The organism is Camelimonas fluminis, from assembly GCF_014656355.1.
In the GTDB taxonomy this organism is placed as follows: Bacteria; Pseudomonadota; Alphaproteobacteria; order Rhizobiales; family Beijerinckiaceae; genus Camelimonas; species Camelimonas fluminis.
Window position 1 is genome coordinate 1 of record NZ_BNCG01000017.1, and the last position, 23,171, is coordinate 23,171.

General features: G+C 66.0%; 20 protein-coding genes and 1 tRNA gene. 9 read left to right on the top strand and 12 right to left on the bottom strand.

Features of this window, described 5'->3' with window-relative positions; all coding sequences use genetic code 11:
- The first annotated feature begins 439 nt into the window (after positions 1–439).
- Positions 440–1,672 carry an ABC transporter substrate-binding protein gene (locus tag IE243_RS15835; protein ID WP_191320371.1) on the top strand — a complete coding sequence of 411 codons (1,233 nt, stop codon included), beginning with the start codon at positions 440–442 and terminating at the stop codon, positions 1,670–1,672.
- A 52-nt stretch (positions 1,673–1,724) separates the two neighbouring features.
- Here the strand turns inward: IE243_RS15835 and IE243_RS15840 are convergent, their stop codons facing one another.
- From IE243_RS15840 to IE243_RS15850, 3 genes are all read right to left on the bottom strand, one after another.
- The gene (locus tag IE243_RS15840; RefSeq protein WP_191320372.1) at positions 1,725–2,612 is read right to left on the bottom strand and encodes a beta-keto acid cleavage family enzyme; all 888 of its coding nucleotides are present in this window, start codon (positions 2,610–2,612) and stop codon (positions 1,725–1,727) included.
- 198 nt (positions 2,613–2,810) lie between these two features.
- The gene (locus IE243_RS15845; protein WP_210319880.1) at positions 2,811–3,509 is read right to left on the bottom strand and encodes a methyltransferase family protein; all 699 of its coding nucleotides are present in this window, start codon (positions 3,507–3,509) and stop codon (positions 2,811–2,813) included.
- 191 nt (positions 3,510–3,700) lie between these two features.
- The gene (locus IE243_RS15850; protein WP_373301711.1) at positions 3,701–4,591 is read right to left on the bottom strand and encodes a polyphosphate kinase 2 family protein; all 891 of its coding nucleotides are present in this window, start codon (positions 4,589–4,591) and stop codon (positions 3,701–3,703) included.
- 321 nt (positions 4,592–4,912) lie between these two features.
- On the opposite strand from IE243_RS15850, the gene IE243_RS15855 reads away from it, so the two are divergent.
- On the top strand, positions 4,913–5,971 hold the full coding sequence (locus IE243_RS15855) for a hypothetical protein (protein ID WP_191320374.1): 1,059 nt from the start codon (positions 4,913–4,915) through the stop codon (positions 5,969–5,971).
- 128 nt (positions 5,972–6,099) lie between these two features.
- Here IE243_RS15855 and IE243_RS15860 read toward each other — a convergent pair whose 3' ends face one another.
- The 4 genes from IE243_RS15860 to mnmA form a co-directional block, all read right to left on the bottom strand.
- Positions 6,100–6,312 (bottom strand): DUF4287 domain-containing protein, encoded by a 213-nt coding sequence (locus IE243_RS15860; RefSeq protein ID WP_191320375.1) that lies wholly within the window; start codon positions 6,310–6,312, stop codon positions 6,100–6,102.
- Between the two features lie 276 nt (positions 6,313–6,588).
- Positions 6,589–6,665, bottom strand: a tRNA-Met gene (locus IE243_RS15865).
- A 273-nt stretch (positions 6,666–6,938) separates the two neighbouring features.
- A complete protein-coding gene (locus IE243_RS15870) occupies positions 6,939–7,622 on the bottom strand; it encodes a class I SAM-dependent methyltransferase (protein WP_191320376.1) in 684 nt (227 codons plus the stop codon).
- Positions 7,623–7,953: 331 nt separating this feature from the next.
- The gene (mnmA, locus tag IE243_RS15875; RefSeq protein ID WP_191320455.1) at positions 7,954–9,159 is read right to left on the bottom strand and encodes a tRNA 2-thiouridine(34) synthase MnmA; all 1,206 of its coding nucleotides are present in this window, start codon (positions 9,157–9,159) and stop codon (positions 7,954–7,956) included.
- A 515-nt stretch (positions 9,160–9,674) separates the two neighbouring features.
- On the opposite strand from mnmA, the gene sciP reads away from it, so the two are divergent.
- Positions 9,675–9,950, top strand: a complete 276-nt coding sequence (gene sciP, locus IE243_RS15880) for a CtrA inhibitor SciP (RefSeq protein WP_132008342.1) — start codon at positions 9,675–9,677, stop codon at positions 9,948–9,950.
- Between the two features lie 267 nt (positions 9,951–10,217).
- Here sciP and IE243_RS15885 read toward each other — a convergent pair whose 3' ends face one another.
- The 3 genes from IE243_RS15885 to IE243_RS15895 form a co-directional block, all read right to left on the bottom strand.
- Positions 10,218–11,249, bottom strand: a complete 1,032-nt coding sequence (locus IE243_RS15885) for a class I SAM-dependent methyltransferase (protein WP_244643220.1) — start codon at positions 11,247–11,249, stop codon at positions 10,218–10,220.
- Positions 11,246–12,241: a lysylphosphatidylglycerol synthase transmembrane domain-containing protein gene (locus IE243_RS15890; protein WP_191320377.1), complete on the bottom strand. Its 996-nt coding sequence runs from the start codon at positions 12,239–12,241 to the stop codon at positions 11,246–11,248. Before IE243_RS15890 ends, IE243_RS15885 begins: the two co-directional genes overlap by 4 nt.
- Before the next feature lie 220 nt (positions 12,242–12,461).
- Positions 12,462–12,845 (bottom strand): flagellar export protein FliJ, encoded by a 384-nt coding sequence (locus IE243_RS15895; protein WP_191320378.1) that lies wholly within the window; start codon positions 12,843–12,845, stop codon positions 12,462–12,464.
- A 552-nt stretch (positions 12,846–13,397) separates the two neighbouring features.
- Between IE243_RS15895 and ctrA the strand changes: the two genes are divergently transcribed.
- A complete protein-coding gene (ctrA, locus tag IE243_RS15900; protein ID WP_132008351.1) occupies positions 13,398–14,096 on the top strand; it encodes a response regulator transcription factor CtrA in 699 nt (232 codons plus the stop codon).
- A gap of 247 nt (positions 14,097–14,343) precedes the next feature.
- Here the strand turns inward: ctrA and chpT are convergent, their stop codons facing one another.
- The gene (gene chpT, locus IE243_RS15905; RefSeq protein WP_191320379.1) at positions 14,344–14,982 is read right to left on the bottom strand and encodes a histidine phosphotransferase ChpT; all 639 of its coding nucleotides are present in this window, start codon (positions 14,980–14,982) and stop codon (positions 14,344–14,346) included.
- Positions 14,983–15,268: 286 nt separating this feature from the next.
- Here chpT and IE243_RS15910 point away from each other — a divergent pair, with 286 nt between their 5' ends.
- The 4 genes from IE243_RS15910 to IE243_RS15925 all read left to right on the top strand — a co-directional run bounded on the left by IE243_RS15910 (position 15,269) and on the right by IE243_RS15925 (position 19,724).
- The gene (locus IE243_RS15910) at positions 15,269–16,144 is read left to right on the top strand and encodes a 3'(2'),5'-bisphosphate nucleotidase CysQ family protein (protein WP_244643221.1); all 876 of its coding nucleotides are present in this window, start codon (positions 15,269–15,271) and stop codon (positions 16,142–16,144) included.
- A 245-nt stretch (positions 16,145–16,389) separates the two neighbouring features.
- A complete protein-coding gene (gene trpS, locus IE243_RS15915) occupies positions 16,390–17,427 on the top strand; it encodes a tryptophan--tRNA ligase (RefSeq protein ID WP_191320380.1) in 1,038 nt (345 codons plus the stop codon).
- Between the two features lie 332 nt (positions 17,428–17,759).
- Entirely contained in the window at positions 17,760–18,332 is a 573-nt protein-coding gene (locus IE243_RS15920) for a DUF1134 domain-containing protein (RefSeq protein ID WP_191320381.1), read from the top strand.
- Positions 18,333–18,590: 258 nt separating this feature from the next.
- Positions 18,591–19,724 carry a coiled-coil domain-containing protein gene (locus IE243_RS15925; protein ID WP_191320382.1) on the top strand — a complete coding sequence of 378 codons (1,134 nt, stop codon included), beginning with the start codon at positions 18,591–18,593 and terminating at the stop codon, positions 19,722–19,724.
- Between the two features lie 230 nt (positions 19,725–19,954).
- On the opposite strand, the gene IE243_RS15930 is transcribed toward IE243_RS15925, so the two are convergent.
- Positions 19,955–21,865, bottom strand: coding sequence for an acyl-CoA synthetase (locus IE243_RS15930; RefSeq protein ID WP_191320383.1), 1,911 nt, complete (start codon positions 21,863–21,865; stop codon positions 19,955–19,957).
- Positions 21,866–22,238: 373 nt separating this feature from the next.
- Here IE243_RS15930 and IE243_RS15935 point away from each other — a divergent pair, with 373 nt between their 5' ends.
- Positions 22,239–22,871 (top strand): urease accessory protein UreE, encoded by a 633-nt coding sequence (locus tag IE243_RS15935; RefSeq protein WP_191320384.1) that lies wholly within the window; start codon positions 22,239–22,241, stop codon positions 22,869–22,871.
- Positions 22,872–23,171 lie beyond the last annotated feature (300 nt).

The window sequence follows — 23,171 nt, forward strand, 5'->3', positions numbered from 1 at the left end:
GTGCGTCGCGCAAACCTTTACATATTCAACCGGAGCGGACTTCGTCATCGGAAGATCCGCCGCGTTGGCGAGCGACCCTCCCCCCAGCATTGCGACAGCGCCTGACAGGACCTGCGCCCGCCCTGACATGCGACGACATCTGTAGCGCCCCATCCCGCAGCCCTCCAATTCCCAACCTTCAAGATGCGGATACAATAATTCGAAAAATTTTACTCATTAAATGCCTGATATACGAAAATTACAATTCATGCGCCCTGAATATTCTTAACCGATACTGAAAAACCACATGACCCGCGACGCTTCAAATGCCCGCCCCGGCGAAGCGCGTCGCATTGTCCGCCGCCTGACAGTGTGTTTTGATATTTCGCATAACAATTGAGCTTGCGCGCGCCTGGAGGGAAAGCCGCAGGGGATTTGCGCCGCAGGGGGGGAACATTGCATGAAGGGCGAACTGCTTAACGTCGCGCGCAAGGGCGCCACCCGGACAGGGCGCGCGCCCGGCCGCCGGAGCATCGGCCGGCTGGCGCTGGCGCTGGCCATTGCCGGCGCCGCCTTGCCGGCCTGGGCCGATGGGGAGCTGAAGATTGGCCAGTCGTCCGTCTACAGTGGTCCGGCCTCATCGTTCTCAACCATCCCCCGGCTGCACGCCGCTTATATGAAAATGATCAATGAGACGGGCGGCGTCGGCGGCAAGAAGCTCGTATTTCTGTCGCTTGATGACGCGTTCACGCCAGCCAAAGCAATTGAAAACACCCGCAAGCTGGTGGAAGGCGAGAATGTGGCGCTGATGTTCGCCCATTTCGGCTCATCCCAGGGATTGGCCGCCCGCAAATACATGAACACGCGTAAGCTGCCGCAGCTGTTTGTGTCGAGCGGCGCTGCGGCGTTTGGCAATTACAAGGAGTTTCCCTGGACCATCGGCTGGCAGCCAACGCTGGTGACAGAGGGCAAGGCCATCGGCTCATACATCGCCCAAAACCTGGCCGGCAAAAAAATCGGCGTGCTGTATGAGAACGCGGAGTTTGGCCGCGACTACGTCAAGGGACTGAAGGAAGCGTTGGGGCCGGCGGCGACCAATATCGTCCGGGAGCTGACCTATGAAAGCGGCGACCCGACCATCGATTCCCAGATCATCACGCTGAAGTCCGCAGGCGCCGAGGTGATTGTCGACGTCAGCACGCCCAAATACACGGCGCAGGCCATCCGCAAAATTCACGCGCTGAACTGGCAGCCGCCTCACTTCATCTATTCGGCCTCCGCCTCGATCGGCGCGGTCATTATTCCCGTGGGCCCGGAGAAAGCCGTGGGCGTCATGTCCGCCACCACCTACAAGGACCCGAACGATCCGAAGTGGAAGGACGATCCGGGTCTGAAGCGCTGGGTCGCATTCATGGAAAAATACTTCCCGGAGGGCGACCGTCGCGAGATTTATAATGTGATTGCCTATCTGCAGGCCGAGACGTTGCACAAGACGCTTGAGAAATGCAACGGCGACTTCTCGCCCGGGAATATCATGAAGCAGGCTACAAATCTGGACTACCAGCCGGACATGCTGCTGCCGGGCATCCGTGTCCAGACGGGTCCGCAAGACTATTACCCGATCAAGAAGATGAGCCTGACCCGGTTCGACGGCGAGCGCTTTGCACCGTTCGGCGAACTGGTTGGCGAGTAAACGCCCCGGCCAGCGGGGCCCTCGCTCCGCCAGTTTCTTCCCGCAATGCGGCTTATGAGGCCGCACAGTCTCCGTGCGCCGCCGGCCGGGCCGTCGACAGCCCGGCCATGGCGGCGCGCACCTCGGCCGCCGGGGCCAGGGCGAGGCCGCGCATGGCGATGGCGTCGGCCATGCGCCGCGTCAGCATCGGGTTGGATATGCCGCAGCCGGTCGGCATGTCCTCCAGCCCCACCCGCACATGCGCGCCCATGGCCAGAGCCTCCGGCAGCAGCCCAAGCGAATCCACGCCGATGCCGCTGACCATCACCGGCAGCCCCGGCGCCAGATCCTCGAGCAGCCGGCGCCAGGCCTCAAAGGCGTAGGGAGCAGGCGGGAAGCCAAAAGCGTATTCCGTCGAGAACATCAGCCGGAACACTGGCGGCGGGCAGGCTGGAAAACGGTTGAGCCAGGCGCGCGCCGCCCGGACAAAGCCAGGCTCGTAAATGGCGAAGGGCGGGTGAAAGCCCCAGCGCGCCGCCAGTTCGAAGCCGCGACCGATGGAATCCGGCGCGTTGGCGTAGACGAAGCGCGCCGCGCCGGGACGATCGGTCAGCGGATCCATGTTGACGCTGCCGGGGTCGAGCACCGACCATTCCAGCAACCCGCGCCGGGCCAGTTGCTCAATCACCGCGTACCGATCCGGCTCCGCCGCGATGGTCGGGTAAACGATGGCGTCGACCTGTTCGCGAATGCCCTCGATAATGCGGGCGTAGGTATCGGCGCAATCAATCTGGACGCCCGCATCCGGGTCCCAGGCGTGCACATGGACGATGGCGGCGCCCTCATGCACGCAGGCGACCCCATCGGCGACAATCTCGGCCACTGAAAGCGGCGAAAGCGGCTGCAGCGCCCGGCCCCATGGGCCATTCAGGGCGACCTCAAGCCAGACACCATGCGTCATGCCCGCCCTCCCCTGGAGCGTTTCCGGTAAAATCCGGTTCACCGGAAGCGCCCTGTCTCTCTGACTGGATGCATTTTCCTCACAAAAGTGGGGGCCACTTTTTGCGAAAACGCCCTGGTCCGCGCTGCGCCCGATGCCTGAGGAGGGAAGGTAGGGCAAAAAGCCCTCCCGACGCCAGCGGGGACCGCGCCCGCGCTCTCACCAGACCCAGGGCAGCAGCCTGTAACGCACGCGCGACGCATAATCCGCATAGCCGTCCAGCCGGGCGCGCAGCAGCGCATCCTCCCAGGCGGTGCGCACCACCAGAATGGCGCTGGCGACGCCCGCCGGGATCAGCGCCCAGTATGAGCCCAGGGCCAGCGCCAGCCCCGCGAACACCATGAAGGCGCTGACGTAGCCCGGGTGACGGACAATCGCGTAAGGCCCGGTTGAAATGACGTGCTGGCCGCGCTCGCGTTGCAGCCGGACCCCGGGTTCAAAGAAGCGGTTGACGGCCTGCGCCCACGCGCCGAGGGCAATGCCCGCCCCAAGCAGCGCATAGCCCAGCAAAACGACCGCCGGCGACGCCGCTGACCACCTCATCCGGCCGGCGTCCAGCGTGGCGAGCGGGATTTCCAGCAACATCGCCGGCAGCATCAGCGCCAGCAGCGCCAGATCCCATCGCTCCGTGCCTGGCTGGAAGCGGCTGCGGGCGCGGAAGATAACCGGGTTAAGCCGCGCCAGCACCAGCGCGGCCAAGCCGTAAACGATGACAAGAAAAGCAATGAAGCGCCAGCCGGGGAGCCAGTCGAGACGCCCGACCGGTCCAAACACCAGCGCGACAAGCGCCAGCGGCAGACCCACCGCATAGCCCGACGCGGCCATGCGGGACATGGGCGGCGGTTCGGTGACGGACATCTGCGCCTCCCGTCATGCGCCCCGGCGCCATATGCCGGGCGGGGTCAGGAGGGGAACCGCGCCGCCGGGCATATCGTTCCCCAGGCCGGTTCTTTCTGGGACGGCGTTTCCCGGAACCCGCGTTTTCCAGATCCGCATTTCCCGGAGCGGGCTTCTCCGCGCCTGCGTCCCGCATCCGCCATGGGCCTGCGTCAGCTTCCTCTCCCGCCGTCCTCAGCCAGCAACTGCGCGCGGGCCTTCGCCATCGTCTGGCGCGCCGCATCGTCGACTTCCGGAAAATCCAGATCAAGCTTTTCGAGGGCGCCGATAATGGTTGCCGCCAGGACAATCCGCGTGAACCATTTGTTGTCAGCCGGCGTCACGTGCCACGGCGCCTTGCCAGTCGCCGTGTGGGCGATCATCTGCTGGTAGGCCTCCTGATAGTCGTCCCAATACTGACGCTCGGCCATGTCGCCTGCGGAAAACTTCCAGTTTTTGTCCGGTTCATCGATGCGCGCCAGCAGGCGGCGGCGCTGCTCGTCTTTCGACACGTTCAGGAAGAACTTCAGGATCACCGTGCCATTGCGGACCAGGTGCTTCTCGAATTCGCGGATGCTCTTGAAGCGTGTTTTCCAGATATCCTTCCCCACCAGGTCCGGCGGCAGGCCTTCGGCGCGCAGAATGGCCTCGTGAACCCGGACAACAAGCGTCTCCTCATAGTAGGAGCGGTTGAAAATGCCGATGCCGCCGCGCTCCGGCAGCCGGCAGCCGGCCCGCCACAGAAAATCGTGCGCCAGCTCCTCTGCGCTGGGTTGCTTGAATGAATGCACCATGCAGCCCTGAGGATTCACGCCGGACATGACATGCTCGATGGCGCCGTCCTTGCCGGCGGTGTCCATGGCCTGCAAAACAATCAGCACCGACCACTGCTTGCGGGCATAGAGCCGCTCCTGCAACTCGCGCAGCCGTTTGACGCCGGCCTGCAGCAACTGTTTCGCCTCATCCTTCTCGATGTCGAGGCCGCAGGTTTCGCCAGGATCGAACTGTTTGAGCCGAAAGGCCTCGCCGTCGGTGACCCGGAATTTCCGGACGATATCTCTCATGTCCATCATCACGCTGCGCCTCCGGGCATGCCCACATCAGGCTGAAGATATCAGACCCTGACGGACGTCGGAGCGAGATACGACGCGCCCCGAAAGAAGTGATCGACATGCATGGGGGCGGGCGGCCTCCCTGCGCCCGTGTGAAACCGCCATGCCGTTGCTCTCGCGACGTCCTCCACATCTCCACATGGGTCATCAATGGACATGGTCCCGCGTTTTCGTTTCACTGGGGTCTCAGCCGTTCATGGCTCTCTGGAACCGGTCGACAGGAGCACCGGAAACCGGGCGAACGCGCGCCTCATATGGCCGGTGGAGGACCCCGTGGATCTAGCGATTTTCTCCGGCGCCATCACGCTCTGGAGCCTGGTGCAGGGCGCGGTGCTTCTTCTCAGGTGGCGGCGCTTTCCTGAAAGCAGGGATCTTTTCTGGTCAGGCCTGGGCGGCGTCGCCATCGGGGTGGGGTCAGCCCTGTATGGCTCCCGATACTTCGGCTGGCCTTACGCGGTGTATGCGACGGCCGCCAACCCCACCATTGTCACCGGGCTGGCGTTTCTCGTTCAGGGCATCCGGAGCGCGGACGGCTTCAAACCCAATCTGTTGCTGCTGGTTTCGCCGGCTGTGATCTGGCTCGCCGCCAGTTGTTTCGCGGCGTTTCGGGCCACGCCGCTGGTTGCGGTGTGGCTGTTCGCGATCATCGGATTCGTCTGGTCCGCCATCGCTGTCCGGCAACTCACATCGGGAGGCCTGCAGCTTCCAGGAAGGCGGCTCTGGGCTGTTCTCTGGATATTTATTCTCGCCACCATGGTGGTCAGGCTGGTTGGCGCCGTGGCGATGCTCCCCAGCCTCAGCGACCGTTACGCCAGCACGGCGTGGCCTGTTGTGTTCCTGGCCATGGCGGCGATCGCCATGATGGCCGTCGGCTATGTCAATCTGACGCTCTCAGATGGCCTGCCGCGCACCGGAGCGATCACGGCGGCTCTGGAGCGCGGACTTGCTGGTCGCGCATTCCCGTCGACCGGGGACGACGGGCTGCTCTGGTCGCTCAGAATCGACCGGCTGCTCTCGGGGAACGCGCCCGCCACGTTTCAGAACGCGGACATCAACGATCTGCAACAGGCCATCGTACGGGCCTGTCCCCCAGTCGTGGAGGTGCTGCCCTCGGGGCCAGACAGGGTGATCTGGCGGACCACTCCGGACGAACAGGGGCATGCGCGGAGCCTGCGCCAGCTCATCGATCGCATGACCGCGATTGTGCAACGTCCCGGATTTCCGCGCGTCACCATGAGCTGCGGCGTCACGACCTTTGACGGCGACAACCCGACGGCAGCCGCGCTGGTCGCCGATCGGAGCGCCCTGACAGTGAGCAATCATGGAAAATGATCCTGCATCCCGGAACCGGATGCAGGAGCGCGTTGACCCGTCACGCCCGTACAGCCAGCTTCTCGAGATCAGCCCGTCGGTATGAGGCGCATGGCTGCGGAGGTCCGCAGATCCAACGCGCGCGGATATCAGCTTTTGTCTTCCGCCAGTGTATGCGCAACGATCGCGTTTGCATGGCCGTGGCCCATGCCGTGCTCCGTTTTCAGCATGCTGACAAGGTCCATATGCCTGGCGGGACAGCTCTTCCGAACCAGTTCCTTCCAGTCAGATATCGGACGGCCATACTTTTTTTCGATCGATGGGAAGTATGAGGCGGGGCCTTTGACGGGATCATTTGACATGCGCCAGTCCAACCGGGTTCCGGGCAGGAGTCAAATGTCTCCGGGGGCGCCGTCGCGCTTTCCCTGCGTCAGAACAAAAGCCGGCGTCACGAACGGGATGTCCCCGCCAGCCCGCATGACCTGTTCCCGGACCTGGCGCATTTGATCCGGGCGACCGCAAACGGGCGCGGCCAATGGCGTTGCGCCTGGCGGATACATCATGGGACGCGCGAATCCGTACTGTCTGTTATCGCGCAACAGACATGGATGCGACCGAATTTTTTGGGAAAAGAAAAATGGTAGCGAGGGAGGGACTCGAACCCCCGACACGCGGATTATGATTCCGCTGCTCTAACCAGCTGAGCTACCCCGCCGCAGCGGCCTGACGACCACCCTGAGGCGCGGCCAGACCGAAGACAGGGCGGATATAGGGGGGCATCGCGCACCCTGTCAAGGACGCCGGCCGAGTTATCCTCATCGTGGCGCGAACGCCAGGGAATGGGTCTGGCGGAAACGGAGGAAACACCAGGCCCTCGCAAGCGGATGCCCCACAGCGCGTCGGCCGGCCTTGCGCTACGCGAGCCTCCGCTGACGTCCCTGCCAGACGCGCCCATCAGTGATCGGGCAGGCGCGCGCCGCCTTGCGTCTCAGCCGGCCTTGCGCAACCGCACCAGCTTGAAAAAACCGAACGGCTTGAGCGGCTGAACGGCGACAAGCGTGAAATCGCCGCGCCGGCGGGCCCAGTCGTCGAGGCGCGACACCTTGAAGGCGGAACTCCAGCCCACCTTGCTGACCAGCGGCGCGACGGCCTCCTCAAGGCGCGCCTGCGCGCCGCCATCGGCGCCGAAGTGATTGACGAGGATGATCTCGCCGCCGGGCCTCAGCACGCGCGCGAACTCATCCATGGCTCCTTCCGGGTCCGGCACCAGGGTGATCATCATCTGGGCGCTGACGGCGTCGAAGGCGCCGTCAGGGAAGCCGAGATGGCAGCCATCCATCACCACAACGCCTTTCACATGGCCGAGCGCCTGCTCGCGCACCTTGCGCATGGCGAGTTTCAGCATGTCCTCGGACAGGTCCGTGGCGATGACCGAACAATCGCCGGGGTATTCTTCCAGCGACATGCCGGTGCCGGCGCCCACTTCCAGGATGGTCCGGCCACAGGCCAGCCCGGCCTGCACCGCCGCACGGCGGCCAGGCGCGGTGAGCCGCCGGTAGGTCAGATCATAAACAGGCGCCCAACGAGCATAGGCTTTCTTGATGGACGAAATGTCCGGCTGGTTGAAACCATGCCGGGACGCATCGTCGCCGTTGCCCGAAGTGGCGCCCATTCAAATTCCTCTTCCCGGATCGTCCGGAACATTGGCCTGGCTCCGCATCGCCCCTACGCGCCCCCTCCGGGACCGCGCAAAAGCCGGATCCGCCTTCCAGGTTGCACAGCAGTTTCCCCAGCCGGCGGGATCGCATCCGCCGGTCCGCGAATGGGGAGCGCGCCTCATCTCTCTGGACTGACGCATTTCCCGCACGAAACGCGCAGACCCACCGTTCGCGAAAGTGTACTGGCGCGAGAGATATCCGCCTCGCGTTAAGAAAATGCGTCGAACCGGGGGGACAGATCAAGATTTGATCGGCTGGAGCGTATTTTGCCCGGATCGCGGGGCCTCAGCCGCGCGCCAGTCGCCCGTTGGCTGGCGTCAGGCGCCCGTCCTGGCGCCCCTCCAGGCGCGGAGCGGGCGCCTCGCGCGGGGCGCGATTGATGACGCCGCCGCCGAGCACTCGCGCCTCCGGCCCGGCGCCATCGTAGATCACGCAAGCCTGGCCGGGCGCCACGCCCTCTTCGCCAACAGCCAGCTCGACCTCGGCCACGCCGTCGCGGCAATGCAACACCGCTGGCGCGGGGGCGCGGGTGGAGCGGACGCGCACGGCCACCTCCAGGCCATCGGCCGGCAGATCCCGCCAGGCGCCCTCGCCGATCCACGACATGTCGCGCAGCTTTACCCGGCGCGTCAGCAGCGCCTCGCGCGGGCCAACGATGACCTGGGCGCGGGGGGCGTCCAGCGCCACCACATACAGCGGCTCGCCGCCAGAGAGACCGAGACCGCGACGCTGGCCGACGGTGAAGCGGATGATGCCGTCGTGGCGACCGAGCACGCGGCCATCAACATGGACAATGTCGCCCGGCGTCGCCGCCTCCGGCCGCAGCTTGCGGATCAGGTCGGCGTAGCCGCCGTTCGGCACGAAACAGATATCCTGGCTCTCGCTCTTGTCAGCGACGGCCAGGCCGTAGTGACGGGCCAGATCCCGCGTCTGCGTCTTGGTCATGCCGCCCAGCGGAAAGCGCAGCATGTCGAGTTGCGGCTGGGTGGTGGCGTAGAGAAAATAGGTCTGGTCCTTGTCCGGGTCGGCGGCGCGGAACAGGCCGCGGCGGCCATCCGGCAGCAACCGGCTGGAGACGTAATGGCCCGTCGCCAGCACATGGGCGCCGATGTCCACGGCTGTGCGCATCAGATCGGCGAACTTCACCGTGCGGTTGCACTCCACACAGGGGATCGGCGTCTCGCCAGCCAGATAGCTGTCAGCGAAACGGTCGATCACCGCCTCGCGGAAGCGGTCCTCATAGTCGAGAACGTAATGGGGAATGCCCAGCCGGTCGGCGACGCGACGGGCGTCGTGAATATCCTGGCCAGCGCAGCAGGCGCCCTTGCGGTGCACCGCGGCGCCGTGATCATAGAGCTGCAGGGTGACGCCGGTGACGTCATAGCCCTGATCTTTCAGCAGCGCCGCGACGACGGATGAATCGACGCCGCCGGACATGGCGACGACCACGCGGGTCTCGCGCGGCGCCATGGGAAGATCGAGGCTGTTCAACGGCGTGGCGGACATCGGTTCCTGGCTCTTCAAACGTCGCAGCGGGAGCGCGCCCATGATGGCGGACGCAGGCGCCGGCGGCAAACGGCGCACCTCCGGCTTTCCGCCGTCCCGCCCCGGCTGACCATCGGCGGACGACGCCCGCGCCCGTGTGATAGCCGCAAAGCCGGCCGGGCGCCACCTGCCAGCATCCGGGTGATGTCAGGGCGGAGTGGGCGTTTTGCCGCCAGCGCCCTGCCCTTTCTCCGGCTTCCGCCCCCATGCATGGCGCATGGCTGCGGAAAAAGTATGACCGAAGCGTTCCCGACGTCGCGGCCCCCAAGCCCCGGCGTCCCACGCCGGCACAGACGGCGGTCGCAAAGTCATCTGGAGACATCGTTCCGGCGCCCGGTGGAAACACACTGTTCACCACGTTCCATCGCGGGAATACCCAAGGTTTTGCTTTAGGCAATTCTTAAAACAGCACGTGCCAGATTGCCTGCATCGACATGGATCATTGAGTGTATGAGCGTACCATGAGCGAAACCCACCGCCCGAGGGTCAAATACGTGATCGGGCCTGACGGCAGTCCGCTCACCATCGCGGACCTGCCGCCTCCGGACACACGACGCTGGGTTATACGCCGCAAGGCGGAAGTGGTCGCCGCCGTTCGCGGCGGCCTCCTGAGCCTGGAAGAAGCCTGCAGCCGCTACACGCTGACGGTTGAGGAGTTCCTCAGCTGGCAGATGTCGATCGACCAGCATGGCCTTGCCGGACTGCGCACCACGCGCATCCAGCTTTACAGGCAGTAAAACGGCGGTCCCCGCAGGTTCAGACCTGGCGGGGACAGCGCCGTTTCTGGAGTTCAGCCGCCGCGGGGCGGCTTTTTTCATTTCCGGGCGGCAAACACCTCCCGCTCCATCCCGCACGCCAGACCAGAACCGGATGAGCCTGACGCGGTGGTCCCTGATGAAAAGGGGCTGGCTGGACCCAGGCGGCTCAAAACATGCCTTTCACGCTGCGTTACGTTGGTTGAGCCATGCGGGTCGCGGATGCGCTGGCATCATCAGGACCAGGCGTCAGACGGGATGGGCGCGCCCGGAGACCTGACCCGTGACCTGACCATCGACCTGACCGGCGGCCGGCGCGGCGGTCTTGCGCAGCCACAGGCTGGTTTCCATGGCCCCCGCCTCCAGCGGCAGCCAACCAACGGCGGCCTGTATCTGCTCGGGCAGGTTACGGCCCGCCCAGTGGCTGGCGAAAACCAGTTCATACGCCCCGCCCTGCAGCAGGGCGCCGACGACAGTCTGCTCATTGTAGCCGCGCCAGGTCCAGCTTTCCGGATAGGGATCAGGCAGGAAGACATCGTGGATGTGAACGTAAACGCCCGCCGGCAGGCGCGGCAGCACGTCGAGCAGGAGCACGTCCACGTCGGAGCCAGGCATGGCGATGTGGCTGGAGTCGATGAACAGGATGTCGTTGGCGGCAAGCCCGGCGAACAGGCCGCGGTCCACGTCCTCCACCAGGGCGGCGATATGCCGGGCGCCGGTGTCGGCGAGGGTGGCGCGCGGCGCGGGATCAATGGCCAGCAGCGCCGCCGCATCGCCCCCCATGTCGGCGAGCGCCCGCGTCAGGAAGCGGGTGGAGTGACCCGAGCCGATCTCGATGATGCGCGCCGGTCGCAGCCGCCGCGTCATGGCGTAGGCCGTCGCGGCGTCGAGACGGGGAAACCAGCTCTGGCCCCAGCGCAGGCCCGGGCCAGACGGCGGAATGGCGCGCAGGGGCGTGCGTAGCCGGCCGATTTCCTCAAGCAGCGCCGTCATGCGCGGGGCCGCCTCGCGAAACACCGGCTCCAGCGCCGGATAGGCGGACCGCAGATGTGGGCGGGCGTGACGATAGGGAATGAACCAGCCGCCGCCAGCCTGCCCCGACAGCGCCCGCAGTCCGAGCCGCAGGCGGCGCAGACGCTTGCGGGCGCCGGAGCCGAACGGGCGCAGCAACTGGTCAGCGACCCGGGCGCGCCAGGCGCGCAGGATGGCGGCGCTGGCCTCAGCCCCCTCAACTGGATCAAAACCTGGCTGCGGCGTGGGCCCGGGGCCGTTGCGGCTCACCCGGCGGCCCCGTCATGGGGCCTGCCGCCCTGCCTTTCCTTGCCGGCTTCGGCCAGGCGCTCCTGCATGACCTTCGACAGGCGCGAGCGCTCGAACAGCACCACGACCACCAGCGAGAAGGCCAGCGGAATCAGCAGGTAAAGCAGGCGGAACACCAGCAGCGCCGCCAGCACGTCGGCCTTGGGCACGCCCGGCATGGCCATGATGAACACCGCCTCGAGCACGCCGATGCCGCCCGGGGCGTTGGAAGCCAGGGCGACGCAGAACGACGCCACAAACACGCCCAGGACGATGAAGAAGCCTGGATTGTAGGCGTCAGGCAAGGCGAAGTAGATGATGCCGGCCGCGCCGATCAACTCAAGCGGCGCGGCGAAAAGCTGGCGAATGACGATCGGCATGCGCGGATAGACGATCGAGAAATTGCCAATGCGCCAGGGCCGGAATTCCTTCCACGAGCCATAGACATACAGCGCCACAAGCGCCAGCAGCGCGACGCCGGCGCCAAAAGCCCAGCCTTGCGGAATGTTGAAAAGCCGCTGGATGATATGCGGCTCGCCCACCAGCACAAGGCCGCCGAGCAGCACCGCGCCGAAGCCGAAGGTGAAGGAACACAGGGCCACCAGAACGCCCACTTCGGCGAGGCTGAGCCCCATGGCGCCGTAGGCGCGCAGCCGGACCATGGCGCCGGAAAAGACCGAAGCGCCGATATTGTGGGACAGGGCGTAGGTCGTGAAGGACACCAGCGAGATCGCCGGCCAGGGCAGGTGTTTGCCCAGATGCATCAGGGCGATGCGATCGTACCAGGCCAGGGCGCCGTAAGCGATGATGGTGGCGACAATCGCTCCGACCCAGTTTTTCAGCGGAATGGCGCCAATGGCGCTGGAAATCTCGGCGAGCGAAATCCCGGACAGCTCGCGATACAGCAGCCAGCCCGCGAACACGACTGCGCACAGGCCGACAACGGGCCAGATGTAATCAGCGTACTTTCTCATTTGCCAGCCGGCCCGGGGTCATGCGCGCCGGAAGGAAAGTGCGCGCCATTGCAGATGTGCCCCAGCGCCGGAGACGCCGCAAGCCAGAACTTCAGGTGGGAGGAAATGAGCCGGTTACAAGGCCATGGCCGGGGATCGCGACGCCACGACGCACATCTGCGGCGTCGCGACAACGGGATGGCGCGGCATCCCGCAGGGCCCGTGCGACCGGCTTGCGGGTTCAGGCCCCGAGACGGGCGGCGCGCACCGGACCTGGACGCCAGTCGTCAGCCGCGCGCTCGCGGTCACCCATCGCCTCGGCGGCCTTCAGGTCTTCCTGCGCCTCATCCAGCTCGGCGCGGGCGTCATGCAACTGCGCCTTCAGTTCGCCGGCGGAGCGCAACAGGTTGTCCCGTCGCGTGCGGGAGGCGGCGGCGTAGGTGGAATAGGCGAAATGCTCCGGATCGGCGATGCCGGTCCGCGCCTCCTCCTGGCCGATCTCCCGCTCAAGCTCGGCGGCCATGCGCTCGAACTCGGCGGCCATGGTCTCAATCTGCATGACCCGGCGGCGTTTGCCGTCGGCCTGAAAGCGCTTGAGCCGCAACAATGTATCACGCGATTTCATGAGCGTCCCTGGCTCCCCGTCCAAGGCCGGCGACGACCCCCGCGAGATATGCAGCCTTGGGGAAGGCATGCGACGCTCCACCGGCTGTCACGCCGGCGCCACGCAAGGCGGGGGCTTGCGCCGCTGGCGCCAAACCTTGGGCAACAATGCCGCGGGAAGGTTGAGCCTTCCTTACCGCCTGGCGGCCGCTGTCCACACCGCGCCCCGATTTTGGCGCCTGTTGGCAACATTTTGTTTACCATTGACGACCAGATTGGCGTGACCGGCGCCGGGCAGCGACAGACACGCAGGCCGGAGTCGACAGAATCACTTGCGTCGATTCGTTAATCCAGTTCATTAACCATTTTTCGGAACCTAAAAATCTGATTTTTCAACAGCATGGACACATTTTTGTCACCACCTGACAGTCGACCTTGCTAGCCTGAATCAGATTTTGTTAACCGTTAGTGGTTAGCGTTTCGAATCGGATCGACAGGGCGGCCAGCGCCGATGGCGGCGACGGCGGCCATGGAGGGCGCATGCCCGTAACCGATACGACGTTGGGGAGCCGAGATGCGCGTTCTGCTCATTGAAGACGATAGCGCGACTGCGCAAAGCATCGAACTGATGCTCAAGTCCGAGAGCTTCAATGTCTACGTCACCGATCTCGGTGAGGAAGGCGTCGACCTCGGCAAGCTGTACGACTACGACATCATCCTGCTGGACCTGAACCTGCCGGACATGTCGGGCTACGAGGTGCTGCGCTCACTGCGCGTCGCCAAGGTCAAAACGCCGATCCTCATCCTGTCCGGCCTCGCCGGCACGGAAGACAAGGTGCGGGGCCTCGGCTTCGGCGCCGACGACTATCTGACCAAGCCGTTCCACAAGGACGAGCTGATCGCCCGCATTCATGCCATTGTCCGGCGCTCGAAGGGGCACGCCCAGTCGGTCATCATCACCGGCGACCTCGTGGTCAACCTGGACGCCAAGACGGTGGAAGTCAGCAGCCAGCGCGTGCATCTGACCGGCAAGGAATACCAGATGCTGGAGCTGTTGAGCCTGCGCAAGGGCACGACGCTCACCAAGGAAATGTTCCTGAACCATCTCTATGGCGGCATGGACGAGCCCGAGCTGAAGATCATCGACGTCTTCATCTGCAAGCTGCGCAAAAAGCTGGCCAACGCCTCCTACGGCAAGAACTACATCGAGACGGTCTGGGGCCGCGGCTACGTGCTGCGCGAGCCGGCCGGCGAGGAGCGGATCTCCGCCTGAGGCGGACGCGGGAGCGGCCGGCCGCCCCTGCCCACTACCGCAAACGCGAAACGCGGGAGGCTTCGGCCTCACCGCGTTTTTTGCTGTTCAGGGGGACATTTGCGGCCTGGCGCCGCTGGGTTTGGCGCAGGTGATTTGGCGCAAGTGACCTGGAACAAGTGGCCTGGAACAAGTGGCCTGGCGCGGCTGGAAGGCGCCGACAGCCGGACGACGCCTGACCAAGGAATGCGCCAGCCTTTGCCGGGCCTCAGCCCGCCGGCGTCACGTTAATGGTCACCACATCCGCATGGATGGCGAAGGCCACGGCCATGCCCGCCGCCCGGGCGATCAGTCCGGCGTAATAGGGCTGGATGGCGTGGGCGTCGACGGAGCCGCTGGCGGGGGCGCCGGCGATCAGCTCTTCCGCATGCGGCGGAATGCGGGCGTTGACGCCCTGGGCGCGCACGGTAAAGGCGCGACCTTCCGGGCCAACCTCAACATTGAGCTGGCCGCCGCGCGGAATGGCGGTGGCGGCGATCAGCAGGACGTTCAGCAGCAGCTTCACCCGGTTCTTCGGCAGCAGCAGCCGGGGGCCGGACCAGTCGAGCCGGGTCTTGTCGTCGGAAAAGAAATTGCGCGCCACCTGCTCGGCGTCGCCAGTGTCGATCTCGGCGCCCGCAGAGCCCGCGGCGCCAAAGGCGATGCGGCACAGTTGCAGGCGTGCAGAGGCCTGACGCGCGCTTTTGGCGATCAATTCCTGGGCGAATTCGCGCATGGAAGGATCTTTTTCGTCTTCCAGAACCTCAAGGCCATTGACGATGGCGCCGACGGGGCTGATCACGTCGTGACACACCCGGCTGCACAGCAGGGCGGCGAGGTCGAGCGCGTCGAGGCTCACAGGATTCATCTTGATCTCCGGCGCGGGCAGCGCCAGGGGCGGCTCCGCTGTGCAAGAAGGAGGGGCGCAGGAAGCCTGACCGGCCGGGACGCCGCGATCGCGTGCCCGGACCCGCCGGCCCGAGGGTCGAACGCCGCCCGCAGGCGCGAAGGGAAATCACCCCCGCAGTGAACCGGATGTGTTACATGGCGGCGCTGCGCTGGCAATCTGGCGTGAAGCCGGTCGCGACCAGCACGGCTTGCGGCTTCACTTCAGACGCGCGTTTACAGAACAATGCTCGGTGCGGGGAAACACGATGGCGGCGATGGAACCGGAGATGGCGTTCACGGACGAAGCTGGGGCTCTGCGCCTTGATGAGGCGGGACGCGACGCCATCGCCCGTGAGCTTGCATACGTCGCCATCGACGCCGGCAAGTTGATTCGCGCCATGACCGCGCGCGGCGTCGTCACCAGCGAAAAGCCGGACGGCAGCGCCTGCACCGACGCCGACGTGGCGGCGGAGCGGCTGATCGTCGCCGAACTGGCGCGGCGGTTTCCTGACATCGCCCTCATCGGTGAGGAAACAGCCGCTGCGGCGACCAGCCCCATGCCGTCGCTATTCTTTCTCGTCGACCCCATCGACGGCACCAGCGAGTTCGTCGCCGGCGGCGACGGCTACACCGTGAATATCGCGCTGATCCATGACGGCGCGCCCGTCGCCGGGGCCATTCTCGCCCCGGCGCAGGGTCGCGTGTGGGCCGGCGGCGGCGCGGCGCGCACCGCTGACGCCGCGTTGACCACACCCCGGGACGCCCTGGTCTGGCGCCCCCTGCATACGCGCCCGGCCCCGGAAGACGGTTTCGTCGCCCTGGCCAGCGCCCGTCACGGCGACGCGGTCACCGAGGCCTGGCTGGCGGGGATGCCAGTCAGCGCCCGGCGCAATGCCTCCTCGTCGCTGAAGTTCTGTGTCATCGCCGCGGGCGAAGCGGACGTTTACCCGCGTTTCGGCCGGACGATGGAATGGGACACCGCCGCCGGCCAGGCGGTGCTGACGGCGGCGGGCGGCGTGGTCACCGGGCCGGATGGCCGTTTGTTCCGCTACGGTGACTGGCGCGGCGGCTTCGCCAACGGTCCGTTTATCGCCTGGGGCGATCCGCTGGCGGCGCTGACGCACGCCGGCCCGAAGCCCTGAGGCCGGAGCAGAAGGCCTGCGCCTGGCGAAGCTTGACTCCTGGACGCCGGCGTCTCATCAAGCAGCCATGAACAGCCTTGCCGCCATGATGCTTCGCAACTGGCGCCGCCCTCAAAAAAGGGCGGTCGGGCATTCATGACACTTGCAACATGACACTTGCAGCATGAGCTTCAGGCCGCCGCATCGGGCGGCCTTTTCTGTTTCTCCGTCTGCTGCGGCGCGCCGACGCCAACGGAGAACAGCCAATGACCACGCCGACCACCTGCCCGATCGCCTGCCCGACTGCCCGTCCGATTGTCCTCACCGGCGATCGCACCACCGGCCCGCTGCATCTCGGCCATTACGCCGGTTCGCTGCGCAACCGGCTCGCGCTGCAGGATGCCCACGACCAGTATCTGCTGCTGGCTGACGCCCAGGCGCTGACCGACAACGCTGGCGACATTCCGAAGGTGCGCGAGGCGGTGATGGACATCGCCCTCGATTACCTTGCCGTCGGCATCGATCCGGAAAAGAGCACCATCTGCCTGCAGTCGCAGTTGCCGGCGCTGGCCGAACTGTCGATGCTGTATCTGAACTTCGTTACGGTGGCGCGGCTGGAGCGCAATCCTACCATCAAGGACGAGATCCGCGCGCGCGGCTTCGGCCGCGACATCCCCGCCGGCTTTCTCTGTTATCCAGCCGCCCAGGCGGCGGACATCACCGCCTTCCGCGCCACCCTGGTCCCGGTCGGCGCCGATCAGGCGCCGCTGATCGAACAGTCCAACGAGATTGTCCGCCGCATCAACGCCACGGCGGGAAAAGCCGTGCTGCCGGAGGCCGAAGCCCTGATCCCGGCGGCGGGCCGGCTGCCTGGCGTCGACGGCCGCAACAAGATGAGCAAATCCGCTGGCAACGCCATTCCCCTCTCGGCGACGCCCGAGCAGATCGCGGCGGCGGTGCGGGCCATGTTCACCGACCCGCAGCACCTGCGCACCGCCGATCCTGGACGCGTGGACGGCAATGTCGTGTTCGCTTTTCTCGACGCTTTTGACCCGGACGCGGCGGAGGTGGCGCGGCTCAAGGAGCACTACCAGCGGGGCGGTCTGGGCGACGCGCTGCTGAAACGCCGGCTGGACGATCTGCTGCAGGCGTTGCTGGCGCCAATCCGCGCCCGCAGAACGGCGCTGGCCCGCGACCCCGGCCATGTCCGCGAACTGATTCGCCGCGGCGTGCAACGCGCGCGCGCCGTCACCGGGCAAACCCGCGATGATGTGTTCAGCGCTTTGGGGCTGTTTCAGCCCTGATTTGCCGGAATTGTTGGAGTGGAGGGGACTTTTTCTTCCCATGGCAACGATTTCTATGCAAATCGCGCCGCATGCTGGGGCGGAACGGACACGTTTCGGCCAAGGATGAAAGGCAGGCTTCCCCTGTCTTTGACGCCTGCGGCCCGGTGACGCCCGCGGGGTTTGGCCATGTCTTCATTTGTGGAGAGCTCTCTATTTGTGGAGAGATCTCCATGCCTGGAGGGACTGCTGTCCGGCCCCCGCCAGACGGCGAAGCCGGAAACGTCGTCACACCCCGACCCTGGCATGGCGGCGCCTCCGCTTCGCCATATCCAAACCCGAGGCTGATTTCCATGAAAGCAACCCTGAGAGCCCTGCTGGTCTTGATGGCGGCGCTACTGACGGCGCCGGCGTTCGCGCAGGGCCCACGGATCCAGCAACACGATACGTTCAAGCCCGAGGAAATCGTTCAGGCTGGCCACAGCTTCTTTGGCAGCGTGTCGCGCGGCATCGCGCTGACCGTTCAGGAGGCGTTCCGGCGCTGGGGGGCGCCCAACGGCTATATCCTTGGCCAGGAAGGCTCCGGCGCCATTATCGGCGGGCTGCGTTATGGCGAGGGCGTGCTTTACACCCGCAACGCGGGCCAGATGAAGGTATACTGGCAGGGACCGACCGTTGGCTTCGACGTGGGCGGCGAAGGCGCCCGCACCATGATGCTGGTCTACAATCTCCCGTCGACCGACGGGATTTTCAGACGCTTCCTCGGCCTCGACGGCTCAGCATACTTCATCGGCGGCTTTGGCCTGACGGCGGCGGTGGCTGACAACATGGTGGTGGTGCCGATCCGCTCCGGCGTGGGCGCCCGTCTCGGCGTCAACATCGGCTACCTGAAGTTCACGCCCACGGCGACCTGGAACCCGTTCTGACCTGTGGGCCGGCGGCGCGCACGCCGCCAGGCCCATGGAAGGATATCCATGCAAGGATGTCCATGCCAGTATATTCACGCCGGTATAATTCGGCCCGGGTCAGCAATCCGGATCGGTTCCGGAAATAAAACGCGAACCTGACGCGTATTTCAGCGAGCCAGATCTCGCGCCAGCGTCTGGACGATGTTTGTTTGCGCGCGACGAATCTGGTTTTCTGGCGACCGTTGTCGCAAAGGTCGTTCTGACAGGGAGACGTTGGTGGTCGAGCAATCGATGTTCTTCGCGCTTGGCTTTCTGGTCGCCGGGTTTATCGCCGTGCTGCTGACCTCGGCTCTGAACCAGCGGGCGGAGCGGCTGGCCAATCGCCGCATGCGGGCGATGTTCCCCGTTTCCCTTGAGGAAGTGGCGGCGGAGCGGGACCACCTGAGGGCGGAATTCGCCGTGGCCACGCGCAACATGGAGCGCAAGCAGGCGCGCTTGCGTGAAGAAAAGGCCGTGGCGCTGGGCGACGCCGGCAAGCAACTCTCCTTCGCCAGCGCGCTGAAACGCGAACTGGATGACGCGCGGGCCAAACTGTCGGCGCTTGAAGCAGTGCACGCGGATCTCAGGACGGACCTGGCTGAAGCCCGCAAGCAGATTGAAGCGACCACAACGGACCGGGACGCGGTCGGGGCAAAATTTGCCTCAGCCAGCGCCGACAATGAGCGCCTGACGCGCGAGCAGGAGGACGCGGTCAAGCGCGTTGAGGGCCAGCGCATGGCCATAGCGGAACTGGAACAGCGGATCAGCGCCATTTCGGCGTCAGCCAGCGAACAGAAGCGGCTGGCCGAGCGGCGCGCTGACGAACTGCTGGTTGAACAGAACGCCGTGCGGACGCTCCAGGAAACATTGGCCAGCCACCGCGCCAACGCCGCCCGGCTGGCCGACCGGGTCGCGGCCCTGGAAAAAGCGAGGGACGAAGCCCGCGCCGCCAACAGCGCCATCGGCAAGCTCGAAGCTGAAATCCGCTCCCTGCGCGAGCGCCTCGCCCAGGCCCAGGGTGAAAGCCAGATGCTGCGTCACAGAATGGCGGCTGAAACCGCCGCCCAGGCAGCCGGGACGGCTGTCACGGCGAAAGCCGCCGCTGGCGCGGGACCGGACGCCGTGCTCACCGACATCGCCAGGCTGCAAGCCGACCTGGTCCGCGCCGCGCCTGGTGGAGATGTTCCGGAAAACGCCGCGACAGCCTTGCGCCAGCGCATCGTCGACGTCGCGGACGCCATCATGGCGCGACCGGAGCCCGACAGTCCGGCCGCCCCGGGTTCTCCAGCGCCAAAGCGGCGCGGCGGTCGACCCGCCGGCCAGACTGACGCCAGGATTCGCCAGGGTGCGGCGCGCAAGAGCGCGCCCTGACAAGTCCTGTTGATCCTGCTCCCCTGACCCCGCAGATTTCACGCGGGAGCGTTTCCGGCGACCCCCGGTTCACTGGAAAAGCTCAATGTTTTTGATGCGACGCATGTCCCTGGCGAAAATGCTCCAGGGCCTGACACAAGACGACGCCCACCCTGGTGGAGACGACGCCGGATGGGGCAGCGCCGGAGCGCGCAGGCGCTCCGGCGTTCTTCCCGGATGGCCGCGCCGGCTCAGGACATGGCGGCGGAGCGCGCCTCGATGACATGGCGCAACTGCAACTTGTCGAGTTGCTGACCCAGTTCATCGAGTTGCTCCGGCCCGGCGCCGGCGATGCGCAGGGTAGCCAGGACGCCATGCCTGGCGTGGGGCGCCACTTCCACTTCGATATCAGCGCCGTCGCCCAGCACTGCCCGGGCCATGCGCTCCAGCGTGGTTTCAGCCGCCATCAACCGCAACTGGGGCTTGAAGATCTTGCCGACCGCCGTCACCGGCATCTGCGGCAGGATGAAGATTTCCGCCGGAACGGCGGCGCGCTCGGGGATCAGGGCCCGGATGAATTCGCGAATTTCCTCTGGATCGGCGTCGGCGCCGGCCTTGAGCTGGACGAAGCCCACCGGCATTTCGCCGGCATAGGCGTCCGGCCGGCCCACCGCCGCGCCGGCCTCCACCGCCGGATGGGCGTGCAGCGCTTCCTCGATCACCACCGGATCGATATTGTGGCCGCTGCGGATGATGATGTCCTTGGCGCGGCCCGTGAGCCAGACGTAGCCGTCCTCGTCGACCCGGCCGAGGTCGCCGGTGTCGAGCCAGCGGCCGCCTTCGCTCCAGGCCGGACGCTGCTCATTGTCCGCCGGCCGCACCCAGGCTTTTGCGTCCTGATCCGGGTCGGTGTAGCCGCCGAAAACCTGCGGACCGCGCACCAGCACGCTGCCGATCTCGTTGGGCGCGCAAACGCGCGCGACCTTGCCGTCGGCAATTTCCGCGACGATCACCTCACTGAATGGCAGGCGCACGCCGATCGAGCCGAGACGGCATTCGCCAGCGCCCGGGTTCATGGTGGCGAAGCCGTGAGTCTCGGTCATGCCCCAGCCTTCCATCATCGGCACGCCCAGCCTGGCGCTCACCGCCCGCGCCACTTCCGGCGCGATGCCCGAACCACCGCTCTGGGTAATCCGCAGCGAGCTGATGTCATGGCCATCGACCGGCACGTTCAGCGCCGCGCCCCAGCTGGTGGGGACCATGCCGACGCAGGTGGCGCCGAAACGGGCCACATGAGCCCACAGGTTCTGAACCACCAGCGGGTTGCGGTAACCCGCGGAGGTCATGATGACGATGGTCGCCCCCTGGCTGAGCGGGGCCAGGCCCGCGCAGGTGGCCCCGCCGACATGGAACGGCGGCAGGCCGTTCAGAAGCACCTGCTCGTTGCCGGGGCCAACCAGAACGGCGAGCGCGTTGGTCCAGCTCTGGGTCAGAAGGCCGCGCTGGGTGTGACGGGCCAGCTTGGGGGCGCTGGTGGTGCCGCCGGTGTGGAACAGCGACGCCGTATCGTCCAGCGAGACGTCGCGGGTGAAGTCCAGCCGGTCGCCGTTGTAGCGGCCCAGTTCGGTGTCGAAATGCAAGGCGTCGACGCCGGGGCGCTCCGCCGGCCCGCCGATGCGCATCACCGCCTTCAGTCCGGGAATTTCGTGGCGTATCTGCTCGATGCGATCCCATACGCCTGGCAGCACGTCAGGATCGGGACCAATCAGCACCTTGCAGCCGGCGCTGCGCAGCAGGGCGACGAGATGCTCCTTCTCCAGCATGAAATTGATGGGGTTGGCGATTCCGGCCGCCTGAGCGCCGAACATGGCGGTGAAGGTTTCGGGCCAGATCGGCATCAGCATGGAGACCGCGTCCTGCGGCCCGACGCCCAGCGCGCGGAACATGTTCGCGGCCTGGGTAATCTGCCGGCCGAACTGCCCATAGGTGATGTCGCGGGTGTCCTCGTCTGGCCGCCCCTCGCGCAGCAGGCGGAAGGCCAGCCGGTCTGGATTGCGGGCGGCGGCGTTCTGCAACCGCTCGTAAACGCTACCCTCCGGCACATAGGAGCGAAGCGGCGCGCGCTCCAGCTCTTCGACCTCGGCAAGGTTACGCAAGACCATGGGAAGCCCTCCAGAAATATTTGTTATTTGGCATTTCAAACCGGAAGATGAGCAGGGCGGGCGCCGGGAATCAAGTCGGCATTCAGTCTGATGCGGCGGCATCGGTCATACGGATTGCCTGAGGCGCGGGTCACCGCCGGCGCAACGCGTCCTTGCCGCGCGAAATTTGGGCGAGGAATTTGGGCGCGGGAGGATTGGCGCAGCACCTGAACCGGACAGATCCTCCTTCCCGCCGGTCGAGGCGCTCCGGCGCGGACGTCGTTTCGCTGTGGGGCCAGACCCGGGCGACGCGCCGGTCTGTCCGCCAGGCGGTATCCATTCCCGGGTGAAAATGCTTTATGAAAGAGCAGCTCCCATGGGTTCAGGAACAGTCATGTCACGCGCCACCGCCATTACCCGCCGCGCCGCCGTCAAAGCCGACCGCGTCGTCGACACCATCACGCTTGATCATCGCGCCCGCGATTTGCAGGCAGGCGACCAGGGGCCGTTGCGCGCCGACGGCGGCCTTTCTGTTGAGCTGACGCTGTCCGGCGCGACGCTGCTCAACGACGGCGACGCCCTGAAGCTGGAGGACGGCAGCCTGGTGCAGGTGCGCGCCGCCGCGGAGCGCGTGCTGGAGGTGCGGGCGGAAAACCCGGTGCGACTGTTGCGCGCCGCCCTGCTGGCCGGCGGCGCCCACGCCTTGGCGCAGGCGGAAGCGGACGCGCTTTATATCCTGCCCGACGGCGCGCTGGCCGAAGCGATCCGCGGCCTTGGCTGCGCGGTGACGCCGGTGGAGCGCCCCTTCAGCCCCGACCGCGCCGCCGCGCATGACTGCTGTGGTCACGATCACGGCCATCATCACGACCATGGTCATCATGGTCATGCGCACGATCACGCCCACGACGCGCATGAGCACAAGCATGAGCACGGTCATGGCTGCGGCTGCGGTCATGACCACCACCATGATCATGATCACGGGCATGACCACAAGCACGACCACCATCACGGGCATGCGCACAAATGAGGCGGGAGCCACGATGTATAACGTAAGGGCATGGCTGCCGCGATTTTGACTTGATGAGACCTGCGCTACAGGCATGATGGCGTGAGGGAAAGCCGGTCCGCGACGATCGCGGACTGGCGAACCAGTGAAAATGAAGAAGGCCGCGCGCCCCTAGGGCGCAAAAACAGGCCGATCAGGGAGCAGACGACAGTGATGCGTGAGAGGGCTGCCAACGCGCCTCCAACCGGAGGAATCGCGTCCAGGATCATGACGCCGGCGACCGGCAGATATCCCCCAGCGGGCGGCGACCACTCCGCCGGA